At 25.3% G+C, this 21449-nt stretch carries 28 protein-coding genes and 1 pseudogene; 12 read left to right on the top strand and 17 right to left on the bottom strand.

Annotated features, from left to right (window positions below; genetic code table 4):
- Nucleotide 1: 1 nt before the first annotated feature.
- A complete protein-coding gene (locus SPM_RS02805; protein ID WP_004028130.1) occupies nt 2–1249 on the bottom strand; it encodes a hypothetical protein in 1248 nt (415 codons plus the stop codon).
- Nucleotides 1250–1802: 553 nt separating this feature from the next.
- Between SPM_RS02805 and SPM_RS02800 the strand changes: the two genes are divergently transcribed.
- Both SPM_RS02800 and SPM_RS02795 read left to right on the top strand, forming a co-directional pair.
- The gene (locus SPM_RS02800) at nt 1803–2405 is read left to right on the top strand and encodes an NAD(P)-dependent oxidoreductase (protein ID WP_004028129.1); all 603 of its coding nucleotides are present in this window, start codon (nt 1803–1805) and stop codon (nt 2403–2405) included.
- Between the two features lie 28 nt (nt 2406–2433).
- The gene (locus SPM_RS02795; RefSeq protein ID WP_004028128.1) at nt 2434–2766 is read left to right on the top strand and encodes a SemiSWEET family sugar transporter; all 333 of its coding nucleotides are present in this window, start codon (nt 2434–2436) and stop codon (nt 2764–2766) included.
- Between the two features lie 70 nt (nt 2767–2836).
- Here the strand turns inward: SPM_RS02795 and recA are convergent.
- Both recA and SPM_RS02785 read right to left on the bottom strand, forming a co-directional pair.
- Nucleotides 2837–3868 (bottom strand): annotated as a pseudogene (gene recA, locus SPM_RS02790) (recombinase RecA).
- Nucleotides 3869–3888: 20 nt separating this feature from the next.
- Entirely contained in the window at nt 3889–4389 is a 501-nt protein-coding gene (locus SPM_RS02785) for a CinA family protein (protein ID WP_004028125.1), read from the bottom strand.
- Between the two features lie 109 nt (nt 4390–4498).
- Here SPM_RS02785 and pgsA point away from each other — a divergent pair, with 109 nt between their 5' ends.
- Together pgsA and SPM_RS02775 are read left to right on the top strand one after the other, a co-directional pair.
- Nucleotides 4499–5209: a CDP-diacylglycerol--glycerol-3-phosphate 3-phosphatidyltransferase gene (pgsA, locus tag SPM_RS02780; RefSeq protein ID WP_004028124.1), complete on the top strand. Its 711-nt coding sequence runs from the start codon at nt 4499–4501 to the stop codon at nt 5207–5209.
- A complete protein-coding gene (locus SPM_RS02775; protein WP_004028123.1) occupies nt 5193–5993 on the top strand; it encodes an SDR family NAD(P)-dependent oxidoreductase in 801 nt (266 codons plus the stop codon). Before pgsA ends, SPM_RS02775 begins: the two co-directional genes overlap by 17 nt.
- A gap of 502 nt (nt 5994–6495) precedes the next feature.
- Here SPM_RS02775 and SPM_RS02770 read toward each other — a convergent pair.
- The 6 genes from SPM_RS02770 to SPM_RS02745 all read right to left on the bottom strand — a co-directional run bounded on the left by SPM_RS02770 (nt 6496) and on the right by SPM_RS02745 (nt 11896).
- Entirely contained in the window at nt 6496–7140 is a 645-nt protein-coding gene (locus SPM_RS02770; protein ID WP_004028121.1) for a hypothetical protein, read from the bottom strand.
- A gap of 167 nt (nt 7141–7307) precedes the next feature.
- Nucleotides 7308–7814, bottom strand: coding sequence for a hypothetical protein (locus SPM_RS02765; protein ID WP_004028120.1), 507 nt, complete (start codon nt 7812–7814; stop codon nt 7308–7310).
- A 282-nt stretch (nt 7815–8096) separates the two neighbouring features.
- Nucleotides 8097–8666, bottom strand: a complete 570-nt coding sequence (locus SPM_RS02760) for a hypothetical protein (protein WP_004028119.1) — start codon at nt 8664–8666, stop codon at nt 8097–8099.
- Nucleotides 8667–8873: 207 nt separating this feature from the next.
- The gene (locus SPM_RS02755; protein ID WP_004028118.1) at nt 8874–10703 is read right to left on the bottom strand and encodes a PTS transporter subunit EIIC; all 1830 of its coding nucleotides are present in this window, start codon (nt 10701–10703) and stop codon (nt 8874–8876) included.
- A 161-nt stretch (nt 10704–10864) separates the two neighbouring features.
- A complete protein-coding gene (locus SPM_RS02750) occupies nt 10865–11176 on the bottom strand; it encodes a hypothetical protein (RefSeq protein ID WP_004028117.1) in 312 nt (103 codons plus the stop codon).
- Nucleotides 11177–11587: 411 nt separating this feature from the next.
- Entirely contained in the window at nt 11588–11896 is a 309-nt protein-coding gene (locus tag SPM_RS02745; protein WP_004028116.1) for a hypothetical protein, read from the bottom strand.
- 396 nt (nt 11897–12292) lie between these two features.
- Between SPM_RS02745 and SPM_RS02740 the strand changes: the two genes are divergently transcribed.
- Complete coding sequence (locus SPM_RS02740; protein ID WP_004028115.1) at nt 12293–12610, top strand: lipoprotein; 318 nt, start codon at nt 12293–12295, stop codon at nt 12608–12610.
- An 89-nt stretch (nt 12611–12699) separates the two neighbouring features.
- On the opposite strand, the gene SPM_RS02735 is transcribed toward SPM_RS02740, so the two are convergent.
- Genes SPM_RS02735 through SPM_RS02725 form a run of 3 tightly spaced genes read right to left on the bottom strand, consistent with a single transcriptional unit; the run spans nt 12700 to nt 14586 of the window.
- Nucleotides 12700–13206, bottom strand: coding sequence for a thiol peroxidase (locus tag SPM_RS02735; protein WP_004028114.1), 507 nt, complete (start codon nt 13204–13206; stop codon nt 12700–12702).
- Between the two features lie 51 nt (nt 13207–13257).
- Nucleotides 13258–14067 carry a TlyA family RNA methyltransferase gene (locus SPM_RS02730; RefSeq protein WP_004028113.1) on the bottom strand — a complete coding sequence of 270 codons (810 nt, stop codon included), beginning with the start codon at nt 14065–14067 and terminating at the stop codon, nt 13258–13260.
- 6 nt (nt 14068–14073) lie between these two features.
- Complete coding sequence (locus SPM_RS02725) at nt 14074–14586, bottom strand: hypothetical protein (protein WP_004028112.1); 513 nt, start codon at nt 14584–14586, stop codon at nt 14074–14076.
- A gap of 316 nt (nt 14587–14902) precedes the next feature.
- Here SPM_RS02725 and SPM_RS06540 point away from each other — a divergent pair, with 316 nt between their 5' ends.
- Nucleotides 14903–15046, top strand: a complete 144-nt coding sequence (locus SPM_RS06540) for a hypothetical protein (protein ID WP_004028111.1) — start codon at nt 14903–14905, stop codon at nt 15044–15046.
- Between the two features lie 103 nt (nt 15047–15149).
- Here the strand turns inward: SPM_RS06540 and SPM_RS02720 are convergent, their stop codons facing one another.
- From SPM_RS02720 to SPM_RS02700, 5 genes are all read right to left on the bottom strand, one after another.
- A complete protein-coding gene (locus tag SPM_RS02720) occupies nt 15150–15377 on the bottom strand; it encodes a hypothetical protein (RefSeq protein WP_004028110.1) in 228 nt (75 codons plus the stop codon).
- A 525-nt stretch (nt 15378–15902) separates the two neighbouring features.
- Nucleotides 15903–16433 carry an NYN domain-containing protein gene (locus SPM_RS02715; protein ID WP_004028109.1) on the bottom strand — a complete coding sequence of 177 codons (531 nt, stop codon included), beginning with the start codon at nt 16431–16433 and terminating at the stop codon, nt 15903–15905.
- A gap of 434 nt (nt 16434–16867) precedes the next feature.
- Nucleotides 16868–17395, bottom strand: coding sequence for a GNAT family N-acetyltransferase (locus SPM_RS02710; RefSeq protein WP_004028107.1), 528 nt, complete (start codon nt 17393–17395; stop codon nt 16868–16870).
- Nucleotides 17396–17702: 307 nt separating this feature from the next.
- Nucleotides 17703–18239, bottom strand: a complete 537-nt coding sequence (locus tag SPM_RS02705) for a hypothetical protein (protein ID WP_004028106.1) — start codon at nt 18237–18239, stop codon at nt 17703–17705.
- A gap of 174 nt (nt 18240–18413) precedes the next feature.
- Nucleotides 18414–19016, bottom strand: coding sequence for an FMN-dependent NADH-azoreductase (locus tag SPM_RS02700; protein ID WP_004028105.1), 603 nt, complete (start codon nt 19014–19016; stop codon nt 18414–18416).
- Between the two features lie 453 nt (nt 19017–19469).
- Here SPM_RS02700 and SPM_RS02695 point away from each other — a divergent pair, with 453 nt between their 5' ends.
- The 6 genes from SPM_RS02695 to SPM_RS02680 are packed head-to-tail and all read left to right on the top strand — an operon-like array spanning nt 19470 to nt 21449.
- Nucleotides 19470–19817: a hypothetical protein gene (locus SPM_RS02695; protein WP_004028103.1), complete on the top strand. Its 348-nt coding sequence runs from the start codon at nt 19470–19472 to the stop codon at nt 19815–19817.
- A 2-nt stretch (nt 19818–19819) separates the two neighbouring features.
- On the top strand, nt 19820–20005 hold the full coding sequence (locus SPM_RS02690; RefSeq protein WP_004028102.1) for a hypothetical protein: 186 nt from the start codon (nt 19820–19822) through the stop codon (nt 20003–20005).
- Between the two features lie 5 nt (nt 20006–20010).
- On the top strand, nt 20011–20181 hold the full coding sequence (locus SPM_RS06675; RefSeq protein ID WP_004028101.1) for a hypothetical protein: 171 nt from the start codon (nt 20011–20013) through the stop codon (nt 20179–20181).
- A gap of 16 nt (nt 20182–20197) precedes the next feature.
- On the top strand, nt 20198–20341 hold the full coding sequence (locus SPM_RS06535; protein ID WP_004028100.1) for a hypothetical protein: 144 nt from the start codon (nt 20198–20200) through the stop codon (nt 20339–20341).
- A complete protein-coding gene (locus SPM_RS02685; RefSeq protein WP_004028099.1) occupies nt 20326–20703 on the top strand; it encodes a hypothetical protein in 378 nt (125 codons plus the stop codon). The genes SPM_RS06535 and SPM_RS02685 overlap by 16 nt, the downstream gene beginning before the upstream one ends.
- Complete coding sequence (locus SPM_RS02680; protein WP_004028098.1) at nt 20703–21449, top strand: hypothetical protein; 747 nt, start codon at nt 20703–20705, stop codon at nt 21447–21449. The genes SPM_RS02685 and SPM_RS02680 overlap by 1 nt, the downstream gene beginning before the upstream one ends.

Below are 21449 nucleotides of genomic sequence, written 5' to 3'. Positions count from 1 at the left end.
CCTATTTTAAAATATTAATACCATTATTAAAATTATTAATAAAGGTTTGAAGCATTAATTCTTCTGCTGAATTTCGTGGTTGTTCAAACCGGTTATAATAATAAATATTAATTAAATCTTTTGTTTTTTGATTTAGTTTATCATAATATTTTTTATCAATTAAAAAATGGGTACCTTGATTAAGAATAATACTTGATAGATAGTTTTGTCATTGTTTGTCATTTTTATTTTTTTCTTCTCATTCAGTAAAGTAAGTATTAAAAATACGATTATTTTTATGATAAATAAAATGAACTTCCCCTTTTTTCACATTATTAACTAATCTTGTGTATAAAATTTTATTTGGTAAAAATGGATTATTTGGTGAATTAATTGCTTGAAAAGTAATTGGAGTTAATTGAGCTAATAAAATGTCATTGCAAACAATTGAATGAATTTCTTTTGGCAAAGTTATTTTTTTAACAACATAACTATGTTGTTGATTATCTAAATCATTTAGTAAACGAGACAATTCTAATTGATAAACTAATGCTAATTTCATAATTCGACGAAGTTTAATTGTTAAAATGACTTGTTCAGCAACACTTAAACTATAATAATAATTAACATAAGTTTCATAAAGTTCTTGATGATCAACTAAATTATCGTTAATATTCATTAATAATGCTTCTAACTGTGGGACAAGTGTTTTGTTTGATTTAACATATTCAGTTAAATGTTTTTGACAAAAAACATTAAAAAAATAAGGTGCTTGCTCTGCAATTGATAAATCTAAAAAAGATGTCTTAATATTTTTAAAAAAATGTTTAGAATGATAACGATTTAAATAATAATGATTTTTAGTAATATCAAGCGAATAAAGATTATGCTGAGCCACTTTATTATTACATTCTTGTAAAATACATTTTTGTTTAGTACAATTTTTTAAAACTTGTTGATAATGCTTTGTTTCTTGTTGAATATATTGTTCTTTTAAAACTAAGTTTCCTACTGCTTGTAAAATTGAAATATATTTGGCGCGATTTTTAGTTGAATTTAATACCTTTGTTTTACAACAATTTGCGTACTGTTCTTTACTTAAACAAATACATGCTTCATTATCATCAAAAGTAAAAATTGGTCGGTAATGTTTATGCAAATAATCTAATTGATCATCATCTAAATAATAGCTTTTTAATAAAGCATCAAACATTGCTTGTTCAGAACTTTTAAATGTAGATTCCAACTGCTTTTCTAACCCATTTTGCATATAAAATAATTCCCCTCTGTTGTTTATACTCTCATATAATTATAAACTTATCTAGTTAATTTTGCTATAAAAAAAGCGTTTTACTAAAAGTAAAACGCTCAAAGGCAACATATAGATTTTTTTCACCAACATTGCAATTAGTTATTATTAAATAATTTTATAAACAATTACTTTAAAAGTAATATTTTGGACCGTTAAATGATTATACAATTATAAAGAGTACTTACTTGCAATGTTAGTTTCATTTTGTAGTTTTTTACAAAGGAAACATATAATTAAAAACACAATTAATTATTAAGATTGGACCATATTAATAACTAATTAGTCTTTATGTAACCTGTTTCAACTACATTGTTATTATATTTTATTTGCAAAATTTTTGCAAGTATTTTTTAATTTAACAAATTATTTTATAAAAAAGACTAAAAAAAATAATTTTTTCTTTTTTTAAAAAATATACCCATAAAGTAGAGCTTTTGAAAAGATATTTAGTTATCAATTATTCATTCTAGAAAAAAATAAATATGTTAAGATATTAGTAAGGGAGGAAAATATGAGAATTTTATTGATTGGGGCTCAAGGTAAATTGGGTCAGAAACTTATTAATGAACTTATCAATTATAACAACCTTACCATTACTAAATTTGCGGGCAATGCCAGCGATTTTGAACAACTTAAAGCCCAAGCAATTGGACATGATGTTTTAGTTTCAACAGTTAGTGCTCGTAGTATTGAAGAACTCGTAAAAATTGCAAATAATATGATTAAAATTGCAGCCGAAAATAATCAACGAATTGTTTGAAGTGGTGGTGCGGGGTCATTATGAACATGAGATCGCACAAGATTAGTTGATATTCCAATTGATCAATTTCCTACGAATTTAGAAAGTTGAAAACCAGCTATTTATGGTCATTATGAAGTATTAAAATTATTACAAAATAGTTCAATTACTTGATCATATATGTCACCAGCATTAGAATTCGAGGATATTGAACCACTAGGATGATATCAAACTAAAATTAGTGATGATGCTTTATACAACGAAATTAACATTATTTTTGCTAGTTATGCCAGTGGGGCCAAAGCACTAGCAGCGGAAATTACTAAGCCACAATATTTAAACCAACGCTTTACAATTTATGAAATATGTCATTAAAACTAAAATAGAATTTTAGTAGTTTTAAATGGCAACTTATGAAATTATTGGTTGAGTTGGGACTAGTTTAACAAGCATTTATCTTATTCCGCAGAGTATTAAAACAATTATTAAGCGAAATACAAAAGGAATTTCATTATTAATGTATTTATTACTAATAACTGCTTCATTATTTTGAATTTGTTATGCTGTTATTAGTCCAGAAATTAATTATCAAATAGCTGTCACAAATATTTTACAAGCTTTTTTTGCTAGTATTATCTTTATAATTAAACTAATTAATATTATTCGGAAAAAAGACCCGAATGAATTTCGCATTTTATTAGAAAAATGTCATTTTAAAAAAACAAAAAAAGACTAAATAGAAGACAAAAAAAGAAAAGGAAAAGTTATTCTTTAAATAACTTTTCCTTTTCTTATGTTTCATTTAACTAATCTTGTTGACTTGTTTTAAAATTATTAATAATTTGTTGTTGAATTTCCAAAAAAACTGATGGATTCATTTTTAAATATTCTTTTACACGTTCTCGTCCTTGACCAATTTTATTATTTTGATAAGCATATCATACCCCAGATTTTGCTAAAATATCATATTTTACTGCTAAATCAATTAATTCATAATATTTATCAATTCCTTCATTGTAATTAATATCAACAAGAGCTGTTTTAAACGGTGGTGAAACCTTATTTTTAACCACTTTAATTTTTACTTTATTGGCGGTTGCTACTCCCGCTGTTGTTAATGTTTCAGTACGACGGACATCTAATCGAACAGAAGCATAGAACCGAAGAGCACGTCCTCCCGCTGTTGTTTCAGGATTGCCAAATAAAACACCAACTTTTTCTCGAATCTGATTAATGAAAATGACGATTGAATTTGTTTTATTAATTACGCCATTTAATTTTCGTAAAGCTTTACTCATTAAACGTGCTTGTGCTCCAATTGTTACATCACTCATTTCTCCGTCTAATTCTACTTTGGGTACTAAGGCTGCAACAGAATCAATTACAACTAAATCAATTGCATTTGATTTAACAAGTGTTTCTAAAATATCTAGTGCTTGTTCACCTGAATCAGGTTGAGCAATAATTAATTCAGCAATATTAACACCAAGTTTTTTGGCATAATTTGGGTCTAAAGCGTGTTCAGCATCAATAAAAGCCCCTCGCCCACCATCTTTTTGTACTTCAGCAATAGCATGTAATGATAGGGTTGTTTTGCCTGATGATTATGGCCCAAAAATTTCAATAATTCTTCCTTTGGGATACCCACCGACTCCAATTGCTTCATCAAGTAATAAACTTCCAGTTGAGACAGCTTCAATTGTGAGATTACTCTTATCCCCTAATTTCATAATAGCTCCTTTACCATATGTTTTTTCAATTTCTTTCATTACAGTTTTTAAAATTTCATCTTGGTCAAGAGGTTTCGTTTGAGGAGGAACTGGTTTATTATCTTCCATTCTTTTATTCTCCTTTCTGTTTATTTTTCTCCTTTTTTACTATTAATTCCTTGTTCTTTTTCTAAAATTTGTTGTAAATGTTTAATTATTGTTGTAACAGTTGCAACTTTAATTTGTTCTCGTGATCAATTTGGATTAAATGTTAATGCGAATGTTGTTGCTTCGTTTTGAAAAAGAATAGTTGCAAATCCCGTTCCAATTGGTAAATTGTCTAATTGACCTGGACCAGCATTACCCGTAAAACTTACGGCAAGATCACTATTAAATTGTTTTTGACAAGCAAAAGCCATTGCTTCGGCTGTTTCTTTTGAAACAACACCATATTTTGTAATTATTGATTGAGAAACATGGCCAACTTTAATTTTAATTTCATTGGTATAAGTGACAATACTGCCTAAAAAAACTTGACTAGCATTTGGAACATTAGTTATATAATGACTAAACAGGCCGCCTGTTATTGATTCATATGCTGCAATTGTCATTTGTTTTTGTTGAAGTAATTGTACTAGTTCTTTAACCATTTTTCCCCTCACCTCATAAACTTTCTTTAATATTATACATTTATATAATATAATATGTAAGTAATATTAACATATCAAGATAAGATATCTTTAGAAAAGAGGACTTAAAATGAATTGAGCTAATCGTATTACATTAATTCGGATTTTTTTAATCCCAGTTATTATTGCTTTAATGGTAATTTTTCCATTTGAAAATAGTTCCTTATATAATGGATGAGATCAATGATTAACAATTAAAGGAGATAATGTTACTTATTCATTGCCAATTAGTTATTTAATTGCTGGGATTTTATTTATTATTGCTAGTTTAACTGACTTATTAGATGGTTTTATTGCTCGTCGTTATAATCAAGTGACAACATTTGGGAAATTTTTTGATTCAATTGCAGATAAATTATTAACAAATACTGTTTTAATTGTGTTTGCTTGTGCAAACATTATTCCAGTTTGAATGGTAGTGTTGTTAATTGCCCGTGATTTTGTAATTGATGTTGTTCGCCAAATTTTAGCAACACAAAAAGTAGTAATGGCTGCTAATCAATTAGGACGAGTGCGAGCAGCAATGGAAATGTTTGGAATGACAGTTTTGTTTTTTATTGGTTTTCGTATGTTTAATGGCCATTCTTTACAAACAGGACAATGAGATGAATTTGGTTGAGTGAACCAAATTATTATGATTCCAATGTATTTAGCTACGGTATTATCATTAGCAGCAGCAGGAAATTATATTTTCTTAAATCGTAAAACATTATTTGATATGACAGTTATTAAAAAACCAAAATTAGAAAATGGACAAGACAACAATGAAAAAAACAAATAATAATTTAGGATGAGCTGTTGTTACTGGTGCTAGTAAAGGATTAGGATATTGTTATTGCGAAGAATTATTAAAACTTGGTTATAATGTTATTGCCATTGCTCGTGATACAAGCCCTATTACAACTTTACAACAAAAATATTCAGCACAAACAATTAAAATGATTAATTATGATTTAAGTAATTTAGAGAATTGTGAAAAATTATTTAATGATGTTGCAAAAGATAATGTAACAATCTTAATTAATAATGCTGGATATGGTGTATGAGGTTATTTTAGTGAGTCTAGTTTAGAACAAGAAATGAACATGATTGATTTAAATATTAAAGCAGTTCATATTTTAACAAAATTATTTGTGCAACGTTTTATAGCACAACAACAAGGACGTGTTTTAAACATTGGTAGTTTAGCGGCATTTACGCCAGCTCCAGTTTTTGCTAGTTATTATGCTTCAAAAGCTTATGTTTGAAGTTTAGGCGTGGCTATTAATACAGAATTGAAAAAAACAAAATCACCAGTTCGAGTTATTACCTTATGTCCAGGACCATTAAAAACTGATTTCTGAAATCGAAGTAGTAACCAGAAAGATGCAAAATACCATTCAACTGTTAAAGTTATGAAAACATCTACTTATGCTCGAAAAAGTTTATTAAAAGGATTAAAAGTAAAAAGAAAAAATTATATCATAACGGGAAGTGTTAATAAAATTGTAAAAAAATTAACAAAATGAAGTCCCCAAAGTTGAGTATTAACATCGGTTTACAATTATCAAAGAAAACGAAAATAAAAACAACAATGTTGTTTTTATTTTTTTATCTTTTATATTCTTTATCTGATAATTGTTGGCTTACTTTTTTTAAGTTTGCTATTTTATTAAGGGTTTAATGCTATTGTTTTTCTAATTCGGCATTAATTGTTTTTAATTTATTGACTAATTCGTTATAGTCTTCAATATGTTTTTTATATTCTGTTATTTCTTCTTTTAAGAGATAGATAAAATCTCCTAAACTCTTAATAGTTTCAACTTTATCAAAACCCATTTTAATTAAAAAGTGATTAATTAACTTATCGCGCTATTTTAAAAACTTGCGATAGCTCTCCAATCACTTTTCAACTTACTTTTTGTAGTTTGTTTTTTACTTTTATATTAAAATTTTCTTTTAATAAAAAGTCATTTATTTTAAAATATTAAATAATATTTTAAAACCATATACAATACATTCATTATATCATATTTTTTGTAAATATTATATTTAATGATACAAAAAATATCAAATTATATTTTTATTTTATCTTGTGTTTTCATCAATATTTTTATTACTTTCATTTTCTTGTTTTATTGAATTTAATTGTTTATTAACCGATTTAATTTGCTCTTTTTGTCAATTTGATAAATTTGGTTTAATAGTAGGATTTGGTATTATTATATTTGTAAAACTTCTTGGTTGTGGTTCTACTCTTCTCAAGTTATTTTTTACTTTCATAATTTCTTCTAATAAACCATTATTTTTAGTAGTTTTCATAACACTATTTGGTTGTGGTTCTACTAATAAACCATTATTTTTAGTAGTTTTTGTTTGTTCTAAAATTTGATCTGCTCTAATTGTTGCCTTTGTATTTTGATTTTTAATTTCTGCTACATCTTTACTTTGTTTTGAAAATAAAGTATCAAATTCAGCAAGAATATTTTTATAAAATGCTACAAGTTTTTCGTTATCAATTTCATTTTTACTATCATCATTTTCAACATCTTTATTTTTTAAAAGTGCTAATTTTTCTAATAATTGCTCTTCATTTTGTTGATTTTTAAGTTTTTTATTTTTTTGAAATTTTAAAATTAATCATGAAATTAAAGCACCTAACGGACCAAATATAAATGAAGAACAAATGAAAAAAGAAGTTTTATAAAATTTTTTTTCATCTTTATTTGCCATATTTCTTGCATTACTTTCTATAATTTTTAAGTTATTTACTTATAATAAAAGTCATATACTAAATAAATAATACAATATTTAACTATTTCTCGCAATACATTATTGCAAAAGAAAAAAATCAATTAAAAAATTGATTTTTTTAAGAAAAAAGAAATCTTGTCTTTTTATTATCGACCATATGATTCGTCATCTTTCGTTTCTGTTGTTAAATTATGATTAAATTTTGTTCGTGGTAATGGTACTGGTGCTTTTGCTACGGTTTTTGATGATAATTGTTTTTCATTTGCTAAAAAACTATTTAATTCGGTCAACATTTCTTTATATTTATTAGCTTCTGTTTGACCATTACCATATGTTTTATTTACTTGTGGTTTTAATGGTTCTGCTAAACCTTTAATCGATGGATTTGGTGTAGATAACAAATCAACTTGTGGTTTTAATGGTTCTGCTAAACCTTTAATCGATGGATTTGGTGTAGATAACAAATCAACTTTTTGCATTTCTTCATTTAAAAATTGAGTTATTTCTACTTCTACTGCATTCAAAGTTCGTGCTGTTGCTTCTTGAACTTGACTTTTATTAAGACCAAGTTTTGCTAACATTGTCTTAATTGATTTTTTAATTGATCGATAAGATTCTTTTAAAGTTCCTTTAATTTTTGATGTAATTTTCATATTAAATTTATTCTTTTTCTATGTTTAATTAATTTAATAAAATAATTAATTAAAGTCATTTATTTAAAAATATAATTAATATTTTTAAAACCATATACATTTTATAGATTATCATATTTAATTAAAATTATCATCTAAAATTTTTAATTTTCTAAAAATAATTTGTTTAATCTTTTAAAACTAGAATTCATCAAATTAGTTGTCAGAAAAAATAATTTACAAATAATTTGACAAAATTAATCTTAAAAAGTAAAAGCAACAATTAATTGTTGCTTTTACTTTTTAACGTTCATATGATTCATCATCTTTTTCATTTGGGGCTATTGTTTCTAACTTTGCAATTGTTCCTTTTTTCTTATCAAAAAAAATTGTAGTATTAGTTGGACTAAAACGGACTTTCTTTTTAATTTTTGTAACTAATGTTTGTTCTTTTTTATCGATTTTTTGTAATGCTTCATTTAACCCTAAATTAAGTTTATTAAGTTTTTGGGCCTGGTCTTGTTTTTGAGCTTGCACATTATTTATCTCATGATTTACTAATTGTTTTGATTGATTATTTTTTGCAGTTAAAAATTTGATTGTTTCTGGTGATAAATCATCGAATGTTTCATCACGCAACGAGTTTTCATTTGCTTTATTTTCCGGAATAATTACGTCTAATAGTTCTTTTAACTTTTGATGTTCTCGTTCAAACCGTAATATTTCTTCTTTTATTTTCTTTTCAATATTTTTTTCTAATTTAATAGTATCATTATGTTTTAAACCAAGTTTTTTTAAAAATGAATTAATTGATTTTTTAACTGCTTTATAAGTTGATTTTAACGTATTTTTAGTTTTTAAAGTAATTTTCACGTTAACTTTCTTTCTATAATTTTTTAATTAATTATCTATCTTGCTAAAATAATTAATTAAAGTAATTTATTTTAGAAAATATTAATTATATTTTTAAAATCATATACAAAATCACTTTATCATATTCATTTGTAATTATCAATTGTATCAAAGTAATAAAAAATAAAAACGTTTACTTTAGTAACGTTTTTATTTTTTATTTTAATATTATTTTCCAGAAATTTCAGATAATTTAGTTGCAACAGCTTCAACATTTAAACCAATAATAATTTGAATGCCCTTTGTTTTAGAAACTAACACTAAACCAGCGACTCCGGTTGCTTTGATTGCTGCTTGATCAATTTTCGTGTTGTCTTCAACTGTTAAACGTAATCTAGTCATACAGTTATCAACTTTAACTAGATTATCATGACCAATTGCATCATAAATTACTTGTGCTAGTTTTAATGGCCCATTAGGATCTTTTTGAATGTCAATTCGTTGATTAACACTATTTTGTGAAGTTAAAATATTTTCACTACCCGCTTGACCACTTCCAACAATATTGATATTTGCTGTTTGTTGTTCTTGGTTTGCTTTTTTCTTTGCATTGTTTTTAACTGTTTTTTCAAATGATTTTGCTAATGCTATTACTTCTTCTTCACGACCAGGTGTTCCTAAATTCATTTTTTTAATAAGATATTTAAAACTAAAGAAATAAGCTGCTCCCTGGACTAATCCAATTGGAATAATCATTATGGGATTACCTAATACTTTATAAACCCCAGCTTGTAAGTTTGATGATATTGTTGACATATCTCATGAGGTTTTAATTGATACAACTCAATCAATAAAACCAGCTGAGAAACCAAATCCAACGCGAATTCCAAAGCCAATAGTTAATGCTGAAAATAAACCAGCTAAAACAGCATGTAATCCTAATAAAACAGGGGCTAAGAAAACAAAAGAAAATTCAATTGGTTCTGTAATTCCTGTTAAAAAACTAACTCCTGCAGCTGACCCTAAAATTCCAGCATATTCAGCACGACGCATTTTATCTTTAATTGATAAAATCATTGCTGCACAAGCTGCAGGTAATCCAAACATCATCATTGGGAAGAATCCTGATTGGAAAATTCCACTTCCTCCTGCTAAACCAAATTTAGCATCAGCATATAATTTTCCTAAAAAGGCGTTAATATCACCATTGACTGTAGTAATAATTCCAGTTGTATTTCAATCACTAATTCGTAATACACCGTTACTATCAATACTATATACAGCCCATTGTAGCGTTCCATCAACAATTTGTCATAAGTTTGTTCCTTGATAATTCATCAAATGGCCAATAATTGGTTGTTGGAACCATAAATAAGTGTTTAACACTTGGTGTAAGCCAAATGGTAATAATAACCGGTTAAAAATAGCATAGAAGAAAGCTCCTAATGGTGGAATCGCTCCTAAACCATAACCTAAGTATTGTAATCCTAATTGAAATCATGGTCAAATTGCTGCTAATGCAAAAGAACCTAAGAGAAAATAAACTGCTGTTATCATTGGCACAAAACGACGACCTGAAAAAAATCCTAAGGCTGCTGGTAACTTAATACCAGAATATTTATTATAAATTAGTGCAACAAGACAACCAGCTAAAATTCCACCAAAAACACCCATACTTATGTTATATTTTGCACCATAACCTTTAATAGCATTACCAACATTAAAATCAAAAACATATAGAATTTGTGAATGTGGTTTTGCTCAAAATTGATTATCTAAAAAATTACCAATTGGTGTATTTCCTAATAAAACATTATTGTAATATCATTGTGGGACAATTCCCATTAGTCCTTCTAAAACAGCTCATCCAAAGAAAGCAACTAGTGCTGCTTCTCCACGGAAGTCTTTTGCCATTCCGAAACCTAATCCGATTGCAAATAATGGTGCTAAATTACCAATCGCAGCATTACCAACCGCTTGAAAAATTGAACCAATATATCAAATTGCTGACAATGATCCAGTTTGATTTAACTCTGGATTGATTGAGGCATCATTCATAACCCCCCAATCGTAGCAACAAAGCAGCAATTGGTAGCACAACAATTGGAAATTGTAATGCTTTTCCTAATTTTTGTAAATATTGCATTTTATTTGTTCCTTTTCTTTTTATTTTTTTTAGTTTACATAAGTTGACATGTTATAACTAAATGATTAAAAGATTATATATTAAGTTTAATAATTGTAACTAGACCAACTATTAATGAGATTGCAAATAATGATGATAAAATCAAAAAAATATTTTGTTTAATTTCAAACAAAAAACTTCGTTCACGTTGAACTCCTAATCGTTGTTCTTTGAACTTAGCATTTTTATTTCGTCAGTATAAAAAGTGAATTAATAATAAAATGATGATGAAAATAATACTAATCCCAATTACACCAGCTCAAACTAATGTTTGGGTATGCTTATCTAGTTCTAGCAAATTATTGGTATTAGCAAGTAAGGTTTGATCCAGTAATTTATTGTTCATTTTAAATATCCTTTTCTACTTTTTAACTATACGTTTTATTATCTTTTTGAATACTATTTAAAAAATAATGTTATTTCATTAATTGATGTAACATTAATGAAAACATTGTAAAAATTTATAATAAAAAATAAATATTTTAAATATTCTTTGTTTTATAATAATTTAATTAATATAACTAGTATCATTTTTCATTATTCATTTTATTTTTTTATATGAATTAAACAGTTATATTTTAAATATCTATAATCTTTTTTCATTTTTTCTAAGTATAAGTAGTCATACTTATATTTGTATTATAACACTTTTGTTTTCTAAAAAAAAAAAAAAATTCCTATAAAAAAATTTATATTAGATTTTAAGTAATTAAAAACCTTCTTTTTCAAGAAGGTTTAAATATTAGTTTTCCCTAAATTATTTTTGTAATTGTTGATCATAATATTTTTTTGTTTTATTAATATTGTTTTTGCCAACAAAAACAAAGTTATGTTTTGATTTAACACAATCTGGATTGATACAATGCAATTTATACTCACAAGGTTTTGAGCGACAGAAAAACACCGGTTGTTCACACATTTGGCATGATAAAATTGATTTTTGTGATTCTTGCATTGCAGCACATTTTTTACATTCTTCAGCATGTTGTTCGCAGCCAATGAAGACACTATCTGGCATTGCTAATCTTTTTTTTGTTTCAGTTGAATTGTTATTTTCGAAAGCCATAGTTTTTGTGTTCTCCTTTCATAAAATACTTGTAATAAACACCTCTCTTATCAAAAAATTATCGACGCTAATGGTAAAACATTAATGCCGATGAATGATAAAACTTATCTTTAAGGGTTAATACAAATTTTAGTATATATTTTTTAATAAAAATTAACAATGTTATTCCTGCCAATAATGTTGATTATTAAGGCTTTGATGAAATAATTTGGTAATTTATGGAAAAAATTAAAGAAAATAAGTTATTTTATTTGAAATAATTTATACATATTCAATTTAATTTAATTATTAGTTTATAAAATAGAATTTATTGTAAATTTAAACTTGAAAAAAAAAAAAAAAAAATACAATAAAATTATCGATAACTTTAATCGAATAGAAAGGAACATATAAAAAATGAAAAAAAATTTAACAATTCTAGGAGCAATTAGTTTTTCTACAGTTGGAGCAAGTAATGTTATTGCTTGTAATTCAATACATGAAAATGAAATTAAAAGTCTTCAAAATCGACTATCAACTTTAAAAGGAAAAATTAATAACTTAAAAAATGTTAGCGAAGAGCAAAAAGAACAACTAAAGTTTGCATTAATAGAACTTGAAAATGGGTTAAAAGGATTAACTTCAGATGAAATTAAATCAATGCCAAGAACAGAGATTGATTTATTAAAGTCAGCAATATCTTTCTTAGAAGAGCAAATTAATAAATTAAGTTAAATAAATATTATTTCCGAAATATTAAAAATGTTTCTTTTAACTGGTAATATCCAGTTAAAAGAAACATTGTTTTATTTTATTACAAGTTTTTATTTTTGAAAAGTATCTAAAAACTGGTAAACTTCCTCATAATTTGGTTCGGAAGAAATTGGTGAAACAATTTGTAAATAAATAATTTTATTATCTTGATCTAAAATCATTACGCTTCGTGCTAATAAATTATTAAATGGAAAATATAATTTTGTTTGTGTGCCAAATTCACGATAATTAGTATCAGATAATAAAATATGGTTTGCATTAACAAAACCTTCACATGCTCGCTTCAAAGCAAATGGCAAATCACGTGAAATTGTTATTAATTGAACATTAGGATACTTGCTAATAATTGTTTCATTAAATTGTTTTGTTTGTGTTAAACAAACACTAGTATCTATACTAGGTACTGCGGAAATAACTTTATATTCTTTTGTTATGGTTTCTAATTCAAAATCTTGTCAATCAACCATATCAGCTTTAAATGATACCTTGTGACCAACTTGAAGATGATCTTTTGCAAGCAAATTTTTAACATCGCCACTCATTGTTCCTACTGCCATAAAAGTTGTTTCCTCCCTTCTTTTATAAGAATATTATATCCTAAAATATTGTTATGATAATAAAGTATTTCAAGCATTTTCAATTATTGTTGCGATGGCTTCGTCAGTTATATAGTTAATCGGATTTGTTGTTCGTTGTAGTAAACAAATAAATTCAATGTTTTTCTTTTTATTTCCTAAAATTGGAGAATAGTCGCAATTGCTAACACTAAAACCATTATTAAGGGCTAAAGCAAAGATTTTTTTAATAACATCATAGTGTATTGCTTTATGACTAATTTTTCCTCTCTTAACAGCTTCTTTTGTACTCTCAAACTGTGGTTTAATTAAGAAAAAAGCATAATGATTTAATAATATAATATCTTTTAAGGGTGGAATAATTTTATCTAATGAAATAAAAGAAACATCACAACAAGCAAATTCAATTTCATCAGGAGCAAATAATGCTTTAGTAACATACCGAAAATTAGTTTTCTCTAATGAAACAACATGCGGATTATTTCGTAATTTTCAAGCTAATTGATTTGTACCAACATCAACAGCATAAACTTTTTTAGCATCATTTTGTAATAAGCAATCAGTAAAACCACCAGTTGAAGCACCAATATCAAGACAAACGAGATTATTAACTGTTAAATTAAAAGCAGTTAAACCTTTGGCTAACTTTTCACCTGCGCGGGAAACATATTTTAATGGTTCACCACGTAATTTAATAATACTATCTAATTTTACCAGTTCACCTGGTTTTAAGGCCGGTACATTATCAACTAAAACATTATTTGCTAAAATCATTGCCTTAGCTTTTTCACGCGAAGGAGCTAAATTATTATTAACCATTAATTGGTCCAACCGAATTTTCATTAAAATTTATTCTCCTTTTCATCGACTTTTATTAAATGCACGTTGGTTCTGATAACGAAATAATAACCGTTGTTTTCGAGTTTTTGTTTCACGATAAGTTTCTAAGATTGTATCTTGTGCTAAAATGTAATTAGTAATTTCTTTAAAAAAGTAAGCCCCATATGATAATGACCATTCTAACGAAATAAAATTTTGATCAATTTTAGCTTCAATAATTTTTGAATAATTACTAATAATGTAATTACATTCTAGCATAATGTTATTAATATTATTATATTTAAAAAGGTAATATGTTGTTTGTGGTAATTGATATTTTTGTGCTAAAAAAGCAAGATTTTTTGGAATAATTAATTGTTGAGTATCTAAATCAATTGAAATATCAACTGGTTTTCATAATGGAACATAGTGGATTTTTCCCGATAAAGTTAATAAGCGTTGCTTAGTATCTTGTGATATTTGTCACTTTTTTGCTCATTTGTTATTTGCTCAATTATAATAATTAAACTTGTTATTTTGCATCTCATCACCCATTTGACTAAAGTAATTATACCAAATTTAACAAGAACAAAAAAGAATTTAAATAATAATTTTATTTTTAATTAAATTTAACAATTAATTATATCTTATTTTTAAAAAAAATAAATGACTTTTTTAAATAAAAAAAATATTTTTAAAAGGCAAATTATTTACAGTTCTTAACTCAAAAGTGGGAAAAAAATTGATATTTTAATAATTATAACTAAATTAATTGTACCCTAAAATGAGAAGAATATAATGAAAGTGTAAATAATATTTATGGCGTCAATATAGATATTTTTACAGGAGATGATTAATAATGTTTGGTTATAAGAATATCTTAGTTGGTGTTGGAGCAATTGCGTTGGCAACTACCCCGGCATTATTATTATCGAATACAGCATTTATCAATAATACATACAATAAAACTGCACATAATAATAAAAAACCGAGGAAAAACTAGGAATAACATATCAACAATTTTATCAAAATAATAAATCAAATATTAATCTAACAAATATTAAAAATTTAAAAGATGGGATTAATGAATGAGATTATTATTTTGTTTATTCACACTTATACTTAAATCATGCTTTATTAACCAAAGTTCAAAATGATTTAGGATCAGTTGGAGGAGTTATTGCAGCATTATTAAGCACAATCCCAGAAATTGCAACTGTCGCTGGAATTGTTGCTGCATTATTAATTGCACAATGATATGTCTGAAATATTCCATCATATGATCAGGGTAATGGCGTTGGTATTAACTTAATTGGAGTAGTTCCTCAACTCATAACTTCTGTTTGAGCACAGTAAGTTATTAGTTTATTATCAAAACAGACAAGGCCCAGATTTATTATTTACACTACTGCTAGCTGTTGCTAGCAGTTTTTATATGTTTTTTAAAAAGATTTTACTTGTGTTTTTTTATTTTTTGTAATTTAGTGACTTAAAACATAATTATTTTAAATTTGAAAATTAAAAAGCATAAACAATTCTTGGGAAAGATTAAAAAATTAATTAAGTTACTATTAAAGAAGCAAAAAAACAATTTAATACAATTTTTTAAAATAAACATTCTTAGTTTAAAACCAAAATCAATAATTATTGTTGAAACTTAATTCTGAGAACTTTTCTTTAACATTTTCCACATTAACAATAAGTTACCAATTATTTTATTTTGATGTATAAAGTTTTTACTTTTTGTTTAAAATCATAATGTGTTTTAAGATTATTTATAAAAAATAATGAAGGCTTACTATTTTTAGCCCCATAATTTTTAGGATTAAAATCTGGAACTTTTTTATATAAATTTTCAATTATGACCGAAAATTGTACAAAACCTTTTTTGTTTCATTACTTTTTGTGCTATTATTTTTTACCAATTCTTTTTTATCATTAGAGGTTTTCGCCTTTAAAATTTTATCAACGCTTATAAATCGATGATAAAGTTTTTTATAATCTTCTGCATTACGAATTACACCGGCTCCAATCACCGTTTTATTCTTTTGTTTAATTCTTCTAACAATGGGAGCAAAATCTAAATCACTTGTAGCTAGACAGAAACAATCAACATAATCTTTTCTTAATCATTCCATTACATCTAAAGCAATTCTAATATCAACCGCATTTTTCTGAGTTGAATACGTTGTTTCAACAATAAAATCATTAAAACCATATTTCTTTCCTTTTTCATTCATTTTTGTATCATTTGAATTGGAATAAAAGGCTCCTTTATAGATCACATTTCCCATTTGTTCTAATTCATCAAATAAAATATTTAAATCCTCCTCATTATTAAAATTATCAAAATCAATCATCACAACAATTGTTTTATTAGTTATTTCCATTCAACATTTTATCCCTTCTTAAATTATCATATTCTAATTAAGAAAAATAATTTAAAAAGGATTAAAGTCTATCAAAGATAACTTTAATCCTAAGTAAAAATTATTTTCTAGTCTGTTTTTCTCTTATGATTATCATTTGACTCACAATTGTGACAATTTGAACAATTGAGATAACCACCACTTTGCTCACAAGTACAATTGCAAGCATAACAAGATAAATTACAGTTTCCTCCCATTGTAATTCTTCCTTTTACTTTTCATAGTTTTTGCAAAGTGAATAAAAATTAAGTGAAAAATTTAAATATCATTAATTTAAAATTCTTATATGTGACATTCACAATAATATTATATTTCCTAATTATAAAAATAGCAAACCATTTTGTTAATTGTTCTTAATATTTTGCCTCTAATATTTTTCTGTTCCATTACTAAAATTAATTCTTCCTTTCCCCAATTCCAAAGGGCGGCGGATATTGCACAACACCGGTAATATTTTGTAAACTATTGGGATATAATTCTTTAACCATAAAATATTTTGATTCAATAGCAAAGGGAGCATGAATATAATAATTAGCGGCAGGAGTATAATTAAATCTTGTATAATAATTGGGATCACCTAAAATGAAAATTGCTGGATATCCCTTAGCTATTGCCGTTGTTTCTAAATGTTTAATGAGGTTTGTGCCAATTCCTTGCCTTTGCATTTCCGTTTGGACCGTGAGCGGTGCTAAACAAAGCAATTGATGATGACTAATAGTAACAATACTAAGAAAGGCATGGCCAACAACTTTATTATTAACAATTGCGACAACATCAAAGGCTGGGTCATATTCTGGTAATAACCGTAAATTATCAACGAGTAAATGTTCGATTACTTCGTGATTATCAACTGTTTTAAAAGTTTCATAAATTAGTTGTCTTGTCATAGTGATTTCATTAGCATGAATTGGTCTAATTTTCATCGTTACTCCATCTTATTCCTAATAATAAATTATTCCCCTTTATTATAACTTGTTAAATAAAAAAATGATTTTCAATTAGCAAATAATTGTAAAAGTTATGGAGCTTTTTTAATAATTCCTATCTTGTTTTATAGTAGCTTAAATTTCTTTTGCCAAATGGTTCTTTTGCTCCTTTTATAGTTTTAAATTTGGCATATATGATTTAAATTTTGACCTTTTTTGCCATATAAAAATGCACCTTTTATAAAAGTTTAGCAAAATCTTTTCTATTTTACTTACTTTTTGAGGTGCAGTCTTTTTTGTTTTTTTACCTTTCATTTTCAATTTCTTGATTTTGTTCTTGCTGTGTTGTTATATTTTCTTTATAAATTTTTATAGTTTGTTCTTTAGTTAATTTTTCTAATCTTGCTGGTTTAGGAACAACATTTGGAACATTTTTTATTCCACCTGTATAAAACATTGAATTACCTGTTTCTAATACTTTTTCATTCTTGGATGAAATTTTGCCTGCTTCTGGTGCTGGATTTGCCTTTAATTCAAAAGTATTCAGTTTACTTTTTAAATTGCTTAAAGTTTTTTGTGCTACATTAAGAATATCTGCTCCATCTACAATATTTTCTTTATCTTTATCATTGTGAAAATATTGTAAAACTACCCCATTAAATAAGTCATTATAGAAATTTTTAATGTCTGATAGTTCTTCTAAATTTATTGTTTCTTTTAAATTATTATCACTTGCGATAACTTCTTGGTATATTTTATATTTTTCATCTAATTCTAGTTTAAAATCTGCATATTCATTAGCAATAACCTTTAAATTATTAATAAATTCTATTCTTTTCATTGTGATTTTCTTTCTTGTTTTTTAATTATTATTTATCAAACAATAATTAAAGTAATCTATTTTAAAACTAATTTTAAAATCATATACTTATTAAGTTTATCATAATTTATTAGTCCAAACATTAATAAGCAAATAAAAACTCAACATTTGTTGAGCATTTATTATTTTTATTAATTAAAATGTTTTAACAACTTTTTGAATTTCTTCATCATATTGATCAATTAACTCATCTGGAGTTAGGGCATTGGTTGGAGCAACTTTTGTTCCTGCAACAAGAATTGGTTTATTAACAGTAGCACCAACAAATTCTCATGTTCCTTTTAAATATTCGGTATGATTTCCCCATGGATATCAACCAAAAGGAGCTCCTTGGGTTGTTAAAATTTGTACTTTTAAATGCGGTAATAACCCTATTGCATCACCTTTTTTTGAATATTTATATGAAAATGTTTTATCTGCAACTAAAACATGATCTAAGTAATTTTTCATTAATCCAGAAACATTAAAGTTATTCATTGGACATACAACAATAACTTTTTGTACTTCTTTTAATTGATTAACATAAACATCAGTATCCTCGGCATTAAAATAAGTACCAAAGTTATCACGAGTAAGTGTTTTAAGCGCCATTGGGGTTTCGTTTAAATCTAAATGAATAATTTCATCATTTGCGTTTGCTGCTTGATAATATTTAAGAAAACGAGCTGCTAAAGCTTTTGAATATGATTTTTCATTAGGACTAACCGTTCCATAAATTACTAATACTTTATTTACCATGATTTTCGTTCCTTTCTCGTTTTATTTTATCATATTTTATTCTCTAAACTAATGAATAATAATTGTTCGTAATTGTTTAAAATGATAATTTTTGATAATTTAAAAAATTTAACAAAATTTTTAAAATAGCAAATGATTTTTAACTTTTTAATAATGTAAATTGTAAAACGAATTAGGACAAAACAACTCTTATTAAAAGAAAGGAGTTGTTTTTTTAATTAAAAAATGACTCACTTAACATGTTAAATTATTTAATTTCATATTTTTGTAAAATAAACTATTAAAAATTAAATAGTGTTTTAAGTGTGTCAAAATTGTACTTTTTTTAATAATCAATGTTTTTAATGGAGGTTTTTATATGTATAGAAAAATTAAGAAAAAAACATTGAAAAAAATCAATGATTTATCAATCAATTCTTCTTATGTAACTAAACAAAAGAAAATATTAGAAGAATGAATAATTTAAATAAACCTATAGCAAATATTTTTATTAACAATAAGTTAATAAAATTACGGACAAATAATGCTATTTTTATAAATTTACCAAATCATGCTAATCATATTGGATGATGACTTAATAAAGTTTTTGTTTATCCAAGTAAAAAATATATTGATTATACAGCGATTGGGATTAAAAAAAATAATACTTTTATAATTTGAAAATATGATTTACAGCTGCAAAAACATCAATATTTAAAAATGGATGGTGAAGAGTTAATTAAATTATATGAATCAAATAAAAATAATTATGGATCAATAATGAAAAAAGCATTATTTGGAATTGATGATAAGGAGAATTAATTATGAATAAAGAAACATTAATTAAATTAATTGATAAATTTAGTGAAATGAGAAATAAAGCTAATGATGATGTTCAAAATGATAAAACAATTAATAAATTGGATTTTGGTAAAAAAATTGGATATTTTAATGCATTAGTTGATATTTTAATGATTTTACAATCAGAATTAATTAAATTGGAGGTGTAAATAATATGGATTTATTAGCATTATTAAAAGAGTTATTTGATAATTATCCGGAAGCGGCACAAGATTATGAAATGGATATTATGGATAGATATGAAGTTGAAGTGTTAAATAAAAAATTAACACCAGAACAATTTGCGAATTTACAAAAAGTTCACTCAAATATTATTAAAAAATAGAATTGAGTTAATTATTATGAAAAAAATATGAAAAAAAATACAACAATTAAAAGAATTTAAAAAATTACATGAATATGCTGTTGAATGAGCATATGATATTCCCCATTTTAATTTTAAAAAAATAAATAGAAAGGAAAAAATAAAATGAAAATTAAAGTAACACGAATTATGAGAGGTACGGAAAGACCTATCCCAAATTTTGAATTAGACACAGATTTAATAATTACATATTTTCCAAATTGAAATGGTTATGATGAAACATTAGTTTTTTTAAAAACATTTGGAAATAATCCAATTAGTATTGTAGAAACAGTCGAAGAACTTGAAGCTAAAATAAATGGTACATTTAAACCCACTCATTTTGTAGTAATGAGAACTTATAGCAATGGTTTTAAAGAACATAAAATTTATAATTTAGATCAAAAATCAGAATCAGAAAAAGAATGTAACGAACAAAATAAATTTGGAAGATGAAAATTTTGAATTGAACCACGAATATTAGAAACTAAGGAAGTGAAATAATGAGTGATATTGTTAAAAATACAGTTCAAAATATAGTTTACCCTTTTTACATAAAGGGTAATGATTTTAAAGAATTAAGTATTAAAGCAAAAGATATTAAAGAATGAATTATTAAAAATGGTCAAGAATTAAAAGATTTTATTTTTAGACATCGTAACCATTATGCTTTAAATAATTATCAAGAAGTACATTTAAATGATATGCCAAGAACTATTTCAAAAGTAGATATTGTTTTTAGAGAACCATTAGAAAAAATAAAAGCTTTTAAAGATGATTTAAATAAAATTAGAAATAATATTATATCTTTAGAAAAAGTGCTTGAAAATAATAAAATAGAAATTAAAAATGATATGATTCAAGCTCAAAAATATAAGCAAAAACAATTTATTAAAGAACAAGAAGAAATTAAAAATGAACGAATTGAATTTGCTAATAATTTAAAAGAAGATATTGGTTTAGATATGGATCAAATCCAGGATGAACAAGTTCGAGCAATGGAAGATGTTGCTGAAATTGATAAAAAAATGGAAAAAGTAGTAAGTAAATTTAGAAAAGATAAATTAAAAAATGACCAAATTATTATTAAAGGCTTTAAAAAAGAAATTAGTGCTTTTGATTTATTTGCATTATTAGAAAAAGATTTAATTTTATTGAATGAAAAAGAAATTAAAAATATTGTTAAGAAACAATATGAAGAAAATAATTTTTTAGGAATAAGTGGTATAGAAATTGAGGTGCAAAAATAA

Source organism: Spiroplasma melliferum KC3 (assembly GCF_000236085.2).
Classification (GTDB): Bacteria; Bacillota_I; Bacilli_A; order Mycoplasmatales; family Mycoplasmataceae; genus Spiroplasma; species Spiroplasma melliferum.
This window is presented reverse-complemented; position numbering and strand designations above follow the sequence as displayed.